Origin of the sequence: Microbacterium sp. AB (genome assembly GCF_032878875.1) — a bacterium.
In the GTDB taxonomy this organism is placed as follows: domain Bacteria; phylum Actinomycetota; class Actinomycetes; order Actinomycetales; family Microbacteriaceae; genus Microbacterium; species Microbacterium betulae.
In genome coordinates this window covers 2,518,070-2,530,429 of record NZ_CP118157.1, presented here as the reverse complement: position 1 = coordinate 2,530,429, position 12,360 = coordinate 2,518,070, and the positions used below count along the sequence as shown (strand labels likewise).

The window sequence follows — 12,360 nt, the reverse complement described above, 5'->3', positions numbered from 1 at the left end:
AGATAGGGGAGCACCCATGGACATCTACGGCCCCAATCCCGGCGACGCCGCCGTGGTGGCCTTCCTCGCGTTCGTCGCGATCGTCGGACCGATCGTGGGCATCGCCGTCTACGTCGTGACGTCGTGGTTCACGATGAAGGTCTTCGACAAGGCGGGAGTGCAGGGCAGATGGCGGGCGTGGGTGCCCGTCTACAGCACGATGATCTTCTTCAAGCTCGGCGATCTGAGCCCCTGGCTGGTGCTGTACGGGCTCGGCGGGACGCTCCTTCTCAGCTGGATCGGGGTCGGCTTCCTCTTCAGCCTCGCGCTCGGCGTGCTGTCGCTCCTCGCGGCGTACCGTGTCGGCCTCAAGCTCCAGAAGGAGGGCGCCTGGGTCGTCCTCTACTTCTTCCTCGCGCTCGTGTGGCTGGGCATCAACGCGTTCGACAGGTCGCGCTGGAACCCGAACGTGCCTCCCGCGAGCTGGGCGGGCAACGGCTTCCTCGGCGACCGCACCGTCTGGGACGGCGTCCCCGTCCAGCCGGGCGCGGCCGTCCGTCCCGGCTACGGACAGCAGCCCGGCTACGGACAGCAGCCCGGCTACCCCCAGCCCGGCTACGGACAGCAGCCCGGCGCGTACCCGCCTCCCGCGCCCGGCGCGTACCCGCCGCCCCCCGCCGGCGGCTATGCGCCGCCGACGCAGGCCTTCACCCCTCCGGGGCAGACTCCCACGACGCCGCCTGCGCCGCCCTCCCCTCCCGCTCCGCCCGTCGCGCCGTCGCAGCCGCCCGCCGAGGACGACGCTCCCGACGAGCAGCCCCCCGCTCGGCCGTGACGGACGGCCGTCCTCCCGCGGAGGTCCGCGCCGATCGGTGCGGCCCTCCCCGGCCTGAGGCGGGCGATCGGGTCCGCCCCTCGACTAGGATGTGATGATCCGCGCTCGCACAGCCGAGCGCCCCCGACCCCCGGAGGCGATTGACGTGCCAGACGCACCGCTGACGACGCAGACGAGGACCGTGCGCAGGTCCGGCGGCGACGTCACCGTCTCGTGGGCCGCGGTCACCGATCGCGGACGCAAGCGAGAGGTGAACCAGGACGCCGTGCTCGCGCAGTTCCCGCTGTTCGTCGTCGCCGACGGGATGGGCGGGCACATCGGCGGCGAGATCGCGAGCGCCAGCACGGTGGAGCGGCTGCAGGCCATGGTCGATCACGGCGCCGTCTCCCCTGACGGCATCGAGGAGGCCCTGCTGCGCGCCGTCGGCGACATCGGCGACCATCCCGAGACGACGGACGAGGGCACCGGGACGACGGTGACCGGGATCTACCTCGACGCCTCCGGGGACGAGGACGCGTGGGTCGTCCTCAACATCGGCGACTCGCGCGTCTACATCGACCGCGACGACGCCCTCGAGCAGGTCACCGTCGATCATTCGCTCGTGCAGGAGCTCGTGGCGTCGGGGAGGCTGAGCCCGGAGGAGGCGGAGAACCACCCGTACGGCAACGTCATCACGCGTGCGGTCGGGCCGAGCGAGAGCGTCGTCCCGGACTACGTGCGCATCGACGTGCGCGCGGGCGATCGCTTCGTGATCTGCTCGGACGGCCTCACCAAGGAGCTCACGGACTTCGGCATCCTGCACTTCCTCCGTCAGAACGCCGATCCGGCGGCCGCCATCGACGCCATGCTCGAGGCCGCCATCGAGAACGGCGGGCGGGACAACATCTCGATCATCGTCGTCGACGTCGCCGAGGCGGGAGCCGACTCCGCGACGCGGCAGCTTCCCGTGGTCGAGGGCGCCGACGCCGCGTCCCCAGGCCCGCAGCCCGCGTAGATCCCTCCACAGATCCGGCCGCGCCGCCGCAGCGCCCGCTCCCGCCCGCTGGGATGGAGGGATGACGAGTCCCCTCGACCCCCGTATCGACGAGCCGCTGTCCCTGCCCGCGCCGGCGCCTCCTCCCCGGCGCGCGCCGTGGCCGTTGCTCGCGGCGATCGTGCCCGTCGTCGGCGGGGTCGCGATGTGGCTCGTCACGGGGTCGATCCTGTCGCTGTGCTTCGCCGCCCTCGGGCCGCTCATGGCGGTCGCGTCGATCGTCGACGGGCGTCGCGGCTCGCGGCGCGAGAAGCGCAGGGCGGATGCGGAGCACGCCGAGGCGTGCGCGCGCGTCGAGCAGGAGGTCGCGCGCCGGCACGAGCGCGAACGCGCCGAGCTGCTGCGGCGCGACGTCGACGCGGGTGCGCTGCTGGCGGACGAGCGCCGGGTCTGGCGCGTGCCGGCGGACGAGCTGGTCGTGGGCCGCGGCGACGTCGGAAGCCGTGTCCGCGTGACCGGAGGCGAGGGGGAGCGGGCGGACGGCCTGCGGGCGCGGGCGAGCGTGCTCGCGGACGCTCCCGTCACGATCGCCCTCGACGAGGGCGTCTGCGTGCGCGGCGACAGGGTGACCGCGCGGGCGGTCGCACGGGCGCTTCTCCTCCAGCTCTGCCTGAGGTCGCCGCCGGCCGCGCTGGCGGTGGTCGCCGCTCCGGAGGACGAGGACTGGGCCGCCCGGCTGCCGCATCGGCGCGCCGACGCTCCCGACGGCGTGCATCGTGTCGCGTTCGCCGTCGACGCGGCCGCGACGCGTGTCCGCGCCGGCACCGTCATCGCGGCGACGGACGCCGACGGCGTCGTCCCGGACGCCTGCGGGGCGATCATCGAGGTCGACGGGCCGCTCCGCGGCCGGCTGCTGCGGGGCACGCAGACGCGCTCCCTCGCGCTCGAGGCGGTGTCGGCGGCGCAGGCCGGGGCCGCGGCCGACGCGCTGGCCGAGAGGAGCGGGGCGGACGGACGAGACGCTCCCGACCCGCAGGTCACCCTGGGCGCGCTCGAGCCGGTCGCCGCGGCTGCCGGAGGCGCGCGGCTGCCGGTCGTCATCGGCGCGTCGGGAGGGTCCCCGGCCGTGGTCGACATCGTCGCAGACGGTCCGCACGCGGTCGTGGTCGGCACCACGGGCGCCGGCAAGAGCGAGCTCCTCACGACCTGGGTCGCGTCGCTCGCGCGGACGTACACCCCCGATCGCGTCGTGCTCCTCCTCGCCGACTTCAAGGGAGGCACCGCGTTCGAGCCGCTCGCGCACCTGCCGCACGTGACGGGGGTCATCACCGACCTCGACGGGGCCGCGTCGCGTCGCGCCGTCGAGAGCCTGCGCGCGGAGCTCCGGCGGCGCGAGGCGCGGATCGCGGGCGCCGGAGCCCGCGACGTCTCAGACCCGGGGGTGGGGCTGCCCCGTCTGGTGATCTTCGTCGACGAGTTCGCGGCGATGCTGCAGGAGCACCCCGATCTCCACGCCGTCTTCTCCGACGTCGCCGCGCGCGGCCGTGCGCTCGGGATGCACCTCGTGCTCGGCACACAGCGTTCCAGCGGCGTGCTGCGCGACGCCCTCGTCGCGAACTGCCCGTTGCGGATCGCGCTGCGCGTCGCCGAGCGGGCCGAGAGCCGCGGCGTCATCGGCTCCGACGAGGCGGCCGAGCTGTCCGGGGGAGAGGCGGCGAGAGGCCTGGCCTACGTCCGCAGGGCGGCGGACGTAGCCCCGCAGCTCACGCGCATCGCGCTCACCACGGCGCCGGATCTCGCGGCGATCGCCGCGACGGGGGCGCGGACGCGTGCATCCGGTCCCTGGCTGCCTCCCCTTCCGTCCGCGATCGGCTTCGACGCGGCGCTCGCGCGGGCCCGTGACGAGGGGGCGGACGGCGACGCCGTGATCCTCGGCGTCGCCGACGACCCGGAGCGGCAGCGGCAGCCGGTCGTGCTGCTGCGTCCCGGCGTCGACAGGGGGCTCGTCGTGATCGGCGGGGGAGGCAGCGGCAAGACGGGCATCGTGCGCCTCGTCGCGTCGCAGACGCCCGATGCGCTCGTCGTGCCGCGCGACGCGGAAGGGGCGTGGGACGCCGTCGCGCGTGCGGAGAGCGAGCCTGCGCGCCTGCTCGTCGTCGACGACGTGGACGCGCTGCTCGGGCGCTACCCGCACGACTACGCGCAGATCGTCGCAGAGCGGCTGGAGGGCCTCGTCCGGGACGCAGGCGAGCTGCGGATGACCGTGCTCCTCACGACGGCCCGCATCACGGGAGCGGTCTCGCGCATCATCGATCCGCTGCCGCGCCGGGCGCTCCTCGCCCTCGCCACCCGCGCGGAGCATGCCGCGGCCGGCGGCGACGGCGCGAGCTTCGTCCCGGGCCGACCGCCGGGCCGCGGCGTCCTCGACGGCGGCGAGGTGCAGTTCGCGCTCGCTCCGGACGCGGCGTCCGCGCCGGCCGATCGGCAGCGGTCTCCCGAGCCGCGTCCGTGGCGCCCGACGGCCGAGATGACGGCGCTCGTCGTGCGCGCGCCCCATCGGCGGCGTGTCGCGCTCGCCGAGGGATGGGGCGCGGACGTCCGCATCGTGCTCGTGGACGAGATCGCGACGGGCATTCCTCTCGGCCGGCTCGCCGAGGCCGGCGCGCATCCCGTCGTCGTCGCGGGCGACCCCGAGTCGTGGCAGCGGCAATGGGGCCTGCTGCAGGAGGCCCGCGCGAGACTGCCGATCGTGGTCGGCGCCGAGTGCGCGGCGGAGCTGCGCGCCGTCACCGGGGAGCGGGAGCTCCCGCCCTATGCGCGGACGCGCGCGTCCCGGGCGTGGCTCCTCGCCGACGGACGGCCCCCGGAGCGGATCGTGCTGCCGTGAGCCCGTTCAGACGCTCGCGCGGATGCGCCCGACCTCGACGCCCCCGCCCTGGACCTCGAAGAGCGGATGCGTGCGCGCGAAGGCGTCGACGGCGTCCGCCGAGAGCGCCCCCGCGCGTGCCAGGAGCGTCAGCGCCACGAGGACGCCCGCGCGCGTCGATCCGTCGAGGACCTTGAGGGCGACGGTCGTGCCGTCGGGGGCGACCATCGTCTGCACGCCCTCCGCGCCGTACTTCGCGTAGACGCCGAACCGCTCGACGGCGATCGTGTCCGGACGGCCCGGTCCGTCCACGGCCCACGGGTGCTCGCGCACGGCGCGCACGAGGGCGCCGGCCACGCGATGCATGGCGAAGGGCGAGCGCTCGGAGGAGCTGCCGACGCGGTGGATCGCGCGGGCGAGGCCCGAGAGGGTCAGCGCGTGCACGGGCGCACCGCAGCCGTCGATCACGGTCGCGGCGACGCGCTCGCCCGCCAGCCGCTCGACGACCTCGCGGATGTGCACCTGCAGCGGATGCGCGACGTCGAGGTAGCCGTCGACTGGCCATCCGGCGGCGACGCAGGCGACGAGCATCGCCGCATGCTTGCCCGAGCAGTTCATCCGGACGCGCGAGGGCTCGAAGCGGTCGCGCACCATCGCGTCGCGCGTGGCGGAGTCGCTCGGCCACTGTGCCGGGCAGCCGAGCGCGTCCTCGCTGAGCCCGACCGAGCCGAGCATGTCGCGGACGACCGCGGCGTGCCGATCCGTCCCCGTGTGGCTCGCCGTCGAGAGGGCGAGCCGCTCGCCCTCGAGCGAGGCGCCCGCCGTGACCGATCCGATCGCCTGCAGGGGCTTGAGCGCGGAGCGCGGCAGCACGAGCGCCTCCGGGCGGCCGACGATCGCGGCGACCTCTCCGTCCGGACGGAGCACCACGGCCGCTCCGGCATGGCGGGACTCGACGAAGCCGCCGCGCTCGACGACGGCGAGCTCGGCGGCGTCCTGGGCGGCGAAGGTCTCAGCACTCACCAGACAACCCTAACGAAGCGACGTTCCGGGCGACGCCGGCCGCCCCGCGGGGTGCCAGGATGGGGTCATGCCCGGCGAACACCACTATGCGCTCACGACCACCTGGACGGGCGACCGCGGCACCGGCACGTCCGGCTACCGCGACTACGACCGCGCCGTCACCATCCGCGTCGACGGTAAGCCGGAGCTGCTCGCCTCGGCCGACACCCCGTTCCGCGGGGACGGGACGCGGTGGAACCCGGAGGATCTCCTGCTCGCCTCGCTGTCGGAGTGCCATCTGCTGTCGTACCTCCATGCCTGCGTCGGGCGCGGCGTGATCGTCACGTCGTACGTCGACGACGCCGTCGGCACGATGCGCCAGGAGGGCAACGGCGGGCGGTTCGAGTCCGTCACCCTGCGCCCGCGCGTGACCGTCTCCGACGCGTCGATGATCGACGCGGCCGTCGCCGCGCACGACGACGCGCACGAATGGTGCTTCATCGCGAGCTCGGTGAGCTTCCCCGTCCGGCACGAGGCGGTCGTCGAGGCCGGCTGACCCCTAGCGGCGCTCGTGCGGCAGCGCTCGCCTGATCTTCTCCAGCGTGTTGCTCGCCGGGAGCTCGTTGTAGACGCCGGCGAGCTCCTGCTCCGAGAGCGCGTGGATGGCGGTCATGATCTCGTCCGTGGCCGCGCGCCGCGCCTTGCCGGAGGAGGCGGGACCGTGCACGGACAGATCGAGCGGCTCGCCGAACCGCACTGTGACGCGCTCCGTGAGCGACGGCATCTTGGCGCCGACGGGCATCACGCGATCGGTGCCGATGAGGCCGATCGGGACGACGGGCGCTCCCGTCTCGAGCGCGAGGTAGGCGACGCCCGTGCGTCCCTTGTAGAGCCGGCCGTCGCGGGAGCGCGTCCCCTCAGGATGCAGCGCGACGGCCGCTCCCGTGTCGAGGATCTCCCGCTGCCGGTCGAGCGCGTCGAGCGCGGCCTGGCCGGCGCCCCGGTCCACGGGGATGGCGCCGACGGCGGTGAAGAAGGTCCGCGAGAACCAGCCCTTGAGACCCCTGCCCGTGAAGTAGTCGGACTTCGCGAGGAAGTGGACGGGACGCGGAGCCGCGGCGATCGGGATGACGATCGAGTCGATGAACGAGAGGTGGTTGCTCGCGAAGATCACCGCCCCCTTCGGCGGGATGTTCTCGCGGCCCTCCATCTTCGGACGGTAGACGGTCCGGGCGAGAGGCGCGAGCACGACGCGACCCAGCGTGTAGACCCAGCTGGGCCGGACGGGGGCGTCGCCGGGCTCGGCGGACTGCGCCTGCACGTCGTCGGTCATCCCTCCAGCGTACTGCGGCCGTATGCCGCGCCGGGAATCCCCGTTCGCTGGCGCGTTCAGCCCTTCCGGAGGCGAGATCGGGGAGGATGAGGGGAATCCCCGACGATTGAGGTTCCCGTGCGCTTCCGCTCCCTTGGCCTGATGTCCACCGTCGCCGTCGCGGCGCTCGCCCTCGCGGGCTGCACGTCGTCCGGCGACGCCGAGACGGACACGGAGGCCACCGCCGCGCCCGCGGACCTGTGCGACGCCGTGTCCCCCTCGGGAGACGCGGTCGAGTCCGTGACCGTCGACGGAGAGGTCGGAGAGCCGTCGACCGCCACGTTCGACGCACCGCTGGAGGTGCCCGAGCTCCAGAGCCTGCAGATCTCGGAGGGGGAGGGCGACCCGATCGAGTCCGGCGACTACATCAACTACGCGATGACGGCGTACGACGCCGCGTCCGGCGAGGAGCTCGGCCAGCTCGGCTACGACGAGGGCGAGCTGCTGCCCAGCTCGGTGGCCCCTGAGTCGCTCGGCCCCTACATCGGCTGCGCCTCGATCGGCTCGCGCTTCGTCCTGGGGTTCCCCGCGACGACCGACTCCACCACCGGCGCCGAGCTCACGGCGCAGGTCTACGTCTTCGACGTCCTGAGCGAGAACCCGACGGCCGCGTGGGGCGAGCCGCAGGAGCCCGTCGAGGGCCTGCCGACGGTCGAGCTCGCCGAGGACGGCGCCCCAACGGTGACGATCCCGGACGGCGCGACCGCCCCCGAGACGACCGAGCTCGAGACCCTCAAGCTCGGCGACGGCACGACCGTGGAGTCGGGCGACAACGTGCTCGTGCAGTACACGGGCGTCAAGCTGTCGGACGGAACGGTCTTCGACTCCAGCTGGGACGCCGGAACCCCCGCGCAGTTCTCCACCGCGGGCGTCGTCGAGGGATTCCAGAAGGCGCTCGAGGGGCAGACCGTCGGCTCCCAGGTGCTCGCGGTGATCCCGCCGGCCGAGGGCTACGGCGTCGAGGGCCAGGAGGAGAACGAGCTCTACGACGAGACCCTCGTCTTCGTCGTGGACATCCTCGGCACGCAGCACGCCGTCGCCGCGGAGTAGCACGCGCATGCGCCGCGTCATCGTCCTCGGCTCCAGCGGGTCCATCGGCACGCAGGCGCTCGACGTCGTCCGGGCGAACCCCGACCGGTTCCGTCTCGTGGGCCTCTCCACCGGCTCGAACGCCGAGACGCTCCGGGCCCAGGCCGCGGAGTTCGGCGTCGAGCACACGGCGCTGGGGGCGGAGGCGTCGGCGCAGCTCGTGCGCGACGTCGAGGCGGACGTCGTGCTCAACGGCATCACCGGCTCGGTCGGCCTGGGCCCCACGCTCGCCGCGCTCGAGGCCGGGCGGACGCTCGCGCTCGCGAACAAGGAGTCGCTCATCGTGGGCGGCACGCTCGTCAAGGCGCTGGCGCGGCCGGGGCAGATCGTGCCCGTCGACTCGGAGCACTCCGCGATCGCCCAGGCGCTGCGCGCGGGCGAGAGCCGCGAGGTGCGCCGCCTCGTCGTGACGGCGTCGGGCGGGCCGTTCCGGGGCCGCACGCGATCCGGGCTCGCCGGTGTGACGCCCGCGCAGGCGCTCCGGCACCCGAACTTCGCGATGGGCCGCGTCATCACGACGAACTCGGCGACGCTCGTCAACAAGGGGCTCGAGGTCATCGAGGCGCATCTGCTGTTCGACGTGCCGTACGACCGCATCGACGTCGTCGTGCATCCGCAGCAGCTCATCCACTCGATGGTCGAGTTCCACGACGGATCGACGATCGCGCAGGCGGGTCCGCCGCGCATGCTCGTGCCGATCGCGCTCGGGCTGTCGTGGCCGGAGCGTCTCGCCGACGTCGACGTCCCCATCGACTGGACGAGGGCGCAGACCTGGGAGTTCGAGCCGCTCGACGACGCCGCCTTCCCCGCCGTGCGCCTCGCGCGCCGTGCGGGCGAGGTCGGGGGCACGCATCCGGCCGTCTACAACGCGGCCAACGAGCAGGCCGTCGACGCCTTCCACGAGGGGCGCCTGCCGTTCCTCGGGATCGTGGACACGATCGAGGCCGTGCTCGACCGGCACGAGACGCCCGCCGGGCTCTCGCTCGAGACCCTCGCGGACGCCGAGTCGTGGGCGCGCCGGACCGCCGACGCCCTCATCGCGGCGCGCTGAGCCGCTCTGCCCCGGCTCTCAGTCCGCGTAGGGAACGCGCCAGGAGGGCTCGGGCACATCCCATCCGGCGTCGCGGAGCGCGCGGCGGGCGAGCTCGCGGGCCGAGTAGGGGGTGCGCACGCCCCTGATGTCGCGGTAGTCCTGGTGGCCGGGGCCGGCCCAGAGGATGGCGTCGCCGGGGCCGACGAGCTTCACGGCCTCGACGATCGCGGTCTCGGGGGGCGAGAACTCGTAGATCGGATGATCCGGCCCGGCCGCCCTGGCGCCCTCCAGGAGCGTGGCGCGGATGGCCGCGGGGTCCTCGTGCCTGGGGTGGTGGTCGGTGACGACGACGATGTCGCTGCCCTCGACCGCTGCGCGCCCCATGTCGTGCCGCTTCGTCTTGTCGCGGTCGCCGTCGGCGCCGAAGAGCATGAGCACCGTGCCGGGCGTCACCCGACGCACGGCGGCGAGCGTCTTCTCGAAGGCGTCCGGGGTGTGTCCGAAGTCGACGTACACGGCGGGACCCTCCGGACCCGACACGAGCTGGGTGCGGCCGGGGAGGAAGGCCCGGATCCCGCCGTCGCGTTCCAGGGCCGCGGCGATGCGGTCCCCGTCGTAGCCGGCTTCGAGCAGCATGACGATCGCGGTCCCCGCATTCGACGCCATGTGCGGTCCGATGACGGGCACGGTCGACGTGAGGGCGCGGCCGTCCGGCCCCGTGAGGGTGAAGCGCGTGCCCTCCTGGCGCTCCTCGTCGATGGTGACGATCCAGTCGGCGCCCGCCGCGAGAGCGGGGTCGGCCGCGATCGACGGCGTCGCGATCGTCACGACCGGCACCGTGGCGCGCCGCGCGTACTCCGCGCCGGGCGTCGAGTCGAGGGACACGACGGCCCTGCGCGAGCGCTCGCGCGTGAAGAAGGGCGCCTTCGCCTCGAAGTACTCGTCCATGTCGGCGTAGTCGTCGAGGTGGTCGTGCGTGAGGTTGGTGAACGCGGCGACGTCGAAGACGATGCCGTCGACCCGGTGACGGGTCAGCGCCTGGGCGCTCACCTCGACGGCCACGGCCTCCACCCCGCGCTCGCGCATGAGGGCCAGCAGCGCGTGGAACTCGCTCGCCTCCGGCGTCGTCAGCCGTGAGACGATCACGTCGCCCGCGATGTGCCGCTCCGCCGTGGAGGACAGGCCCGTCACGACGCCGAGCTGGTTCAGGACGCCGTCCAGCAGGTGCGTGACCGAGGTCTTGCCGTTCGTGCCGGTGGTCCCGAGCAGCAGCGGGAGGTCGTCGTCGCGCCCGGTCCGGTAGACCCACGCGGACAGGGCTCCGAGGACGGCACGCGGATCGTCGACCACCACGACGGGGAGCCCGGAGCCGGCGGCGATCTCCGCGCCGCCCGCGTCCGTCACGACCGCCACGGCGCCCTTCTCCGCGGCGACGGCGGCGAACTCCGCCCCGTGCCGGTTGACGCCGCGGATCGCGACGAAGGCCTCGCCGGGGCGCAGATCGGCCGTCGCGAGGGTCACGCCGCTGACCTCCACTCCGGACGCGTCGCCGCGCAGCTCTCCGCCGAAGCGCTCGGCGAGCGCGGTCAGCGGGCGCTTCGGCGTGTTCTCCGGCCGCAGGACGGGGGGCAGGTTCGACGGTGACTCGGACATCCTCCCCATCGTCTCACGCGCTCCGGAGGCGACCGCGCGGGGCATCGACGGGTGTCGCCGGCGACGCCCCGCGGCGGCTCAGCCGCGCGCGCCCCGGCGGTAGGCGAGGACGCTCACGACGAGTGCCGCGACGCCCGCGACGAACCCGCCCGCGCCGAGCGCTCCGACCGCGACGGGCAGCGCGGAGGCGCCGTCGGCCTCGGCCGTCCCGGCGTCGGCCGTCCCGGCGTCGGCGGTCTCCTCGCCGTCGCCGTGGCCGTGGGACGATGCGCCCGCCTCCGCCGGGGTCTCGGCGAGCGTCACCACGGGGGCCGCCGCTTCGAGGTCGTCGGGATCCTGGCCCTCCTCCGCGATCTCGGACCATGAGGCCGACCCCTCCTCGCAGACCTGCTCGACGGGGAACGCGAGCGACTCGGGCGCATCCTGCGCGTATCTCACGGAGAGCTCGACGGCCGCCCGCATCGCGTTGGGCACGGGCTCGTCGGCCGTGTAGGTGATCGTCGAGACCACGCCCGTCGACGCGTCGCGGTCGACGTCGATGCTCCATCCGGCCTGGACGGTGGGCACGGCGGAGTCGAGGCCCTCGTCGGGCGTCGAGATGACGAGCGCCGTCGTCGGGGAGTCGTCGCAGCCATGGCTGAACGAGAACGTGAGGACGTCGGACGCGCCGGCGACGGGGGTGTCGGGAGAGACCGAGACGTGCGCCTGCGCGGCGACGGGAGCGGCGACGACGAGGGCTCCGGCGAGCGCGGCGGCGGCCGCACGGCGGCCGCGACGGCGACGGCGGGTGGCGTTGACGGTGGTGGGGACGGTCATGAGGGTTCCTTCTGGCTCTGTTCGATCCGGACGCGCACGGACATGCGCATCCGCGGCGCATGCGCGCCGGAAGCGACACGGCCCGGAGCGGATGCTCCACGGGCGCGTCGGCGGGGCCCCGTCGGGACGGGGCGATCAGGAGGCGGCGGAGACGGGCGGCCCGCGCTGCAGGCGGGCGTCGTGGCACAGCCGGCTCGCCCGCGACGCGGGTGCGGCGGCGGGGAGGGACGGCGGCGCGGACGGCAGGACCGGCGCCGGGTCGGCTGCGCGGCGCGCCACCGCGACCGCCCACGACGCGATCGCGCGGAGCGCGTGCTCGCCGCGCCGGAGCAGGACGATCGTGGCGAGCGCCGACACCGCGTGCGCCGCCATCATGGCCGCGCCGGCCTGCCCGGCGAGAACGGCGGCGCTCGACGACGAGCCGAGCGCGGAGGGCGCCGCGAGATCGTGGACGTGCGCGGATGGCGGGGAGGACGCGGGACGCGAGACGGGGGCTCCGAGCGCGACGAACGTCAGGTGGAACGCGGCCTGCGACGTCAGCACCGTCGCGACGAGCCGCGGCAGGCTCGTCCGGCGCCCCATGAGCACGACGGCGGGCGGCGTCAGCAGCGCGGCCATCGCGAGGACGAGCAGGGGAGCGGGCGCCGCGCCCCCTCCGAGCGTGTGCGACACGGCGGCCAGCACGGTCGCCGTGCCCGATGCGGCGGCGCCGCGGAGGGCGCGCAGCTGCCGGGCGGTCACC

General features: G+C 74.5%; 11 protein-coding genes. 6 read left to right on the top strand and 5 right to left on the bottom strand.

Annotated features, from left to right (window positions below; all coding sequences use genetic code 11):
• Positions 1-16 precede the first annotated feature (16 nt).
• The 3 genes from N8K70_RS11990 (at position 17) to N8K70_RS11980 (ending at position 4,674) form a co-directional block, all read left to right on the top strand.
• Positions 17-814: a large exoprotein gene (locus N8K70_RS11990; protein ID WP_317138573.1), complete on the top strand. Its 798-nt coding sequence runs from the start codon at positions 17-19 to the stop codon at positions 812-814.
• Between the two features lie 145 nt (positions 815-959).
• Positions 960-1,808, top strand: a complete 849-nt coding sequence (locus tag N8K70_RS11985) for a PP2C family protein-serine/threonine phosphatase (RefSeq protein ID WP_317138572.1) — start codon at positions 960-962, stop codon at positions 1,806-1,808.
• Positions 1,809-1,869: 61 nt separating this feature from the next.
• The gene (locus N8K70_RS11980) at positions 1,870-4,674 is read left to right on the top strand and encodes an FtsK/SpoIIIE domain-containing protein (RefSeq protein ID WP_317138571.1); all 2,805 of its coding nucleotides are present in this window, start codon (positions 1,870-1,872) and stop codon (positions 4,672-4,674) included.
• A gap of 6 nt (positions 4,675-4,680) precedes the next feature.
• Here the strand turns inward: N8K70_RS11980 and N8K70_RS11975 are convergent, their stop codons facing one another.
• Positions 4,681-5,676: an asparaginase gene (locus N8K70_RS11975; protein WP_317138570.1), complete on the bottom strand. Its 996-nt coding sequence runs from the start codon at positions 5,674-5,676 to the stop codon at positions 4,681-4,683.
• A 67-nt stretch (positions 5,677-5,743) separates the two neighbouring features.
• Here N8K70_RS11975 and N8K70_RS11970 point away from each other — a divergent pair, with 67 nt between their 5' ends.
• Complete coding sequence (locus N8K70_RS11970) at positions 5,744-6,211, top strand: OsmC family protein (protein WP_317138569.1); 468 nt, start codon at positions 5,744-5,746, stop codon at positions 6,209-6,211.
• Between the two features lie 3 nt (positions 6,212-6,214).
• Here the strand turns inward: N8K70_RS11970 and N8K70_RS11965 are convergent, their stop codons facing one another.
• Positions 6,215-6,988 carry a lysophospholipid acyltransferase family protein gene (locus N8K70_RS11965; protein ID WP_317138568.1) on the bottom strand — a complete coding sequence of 258 codons (774 nt, stop codon included), beginning with the start codon at positions 6,986-6,988 and terminating at the stop codon, positions 6,215-6,217.
• Positions 6,989-7,129: 141 nt separating this feature from the next.
• Here N8K70_RS11965 and N8K70_RS11960 point away from each other — a divergent pair, with 141 nt between their 5' ends.
• Positions 7,130-8,077, top strand: coding sequence for an FKBP-type peptidyl-prolyl cis-trans isomerase (locus tag N8K70_RS11960; protein WP_317138567.1), 948 nt, complete (start codon positions 7,130-7,132; stop codon positions 8,075-8,077).
• Between the two features lie 7 nt (positions 8,078-8,084).
• Positions 8,085-9,167, top strand: a complete 1,083-nt coding sequence (dxr, locus tag N8K70_RS11955; protein ID WP_317138566.1) for a 1-deoxy-D-xylulose-5-phosphate reductoisomerase — start codon at positions 8,085-8,087, stop codon at positions 9,165-9,167.
• An 18-nt stretch (positions 9,168-9,185) separates the two neighbouring features.
• Here the strand turns inward: dxr and N8K70_RS11950 are convergent, their stop codons facing one another.
• The 3 genes from N8K70_RS11950 to N8K70_RS11940 all read right to left on the bottom strand — a co-directional run bounded on the left by N8K70_RS11950 (position 9,186) and on the right by N8K70_RS11940 (position 12,359).
• A complete protein-coding gene (locus N8K70_RS11950; RefSeq protein ID WP_317138565.1) occupies positions 9,186-10,802 on the bottom strand; it encodes a Mur ligase family protein in 1,617 nt (538 codons plus the stop codon).
• Between the two features lie 78 nt (positions 10,803-10,880).
• Entirely contained in the window at positions 10,881-11,618 is a 738-nt protein-coding gene (locus tag N8K70_RS11945; RefSeq protein WP_317138564.1) for a DUF1775 domain-containing protein, read from the bottom strand.
• 135 nt (positions 11,619-11,753) lie between these two features.
• Positions 11,754-12,359, bottom strand: coding sequence for a hypothetical protein (locus N8K70_RS11940; protein WP_317138563.1), 606 nt, complete (start codon positions 12,357-12,359; stop codon positions 11,754-11,756).
• Position 12,360 lies beyond the last annotated feature (1 nt).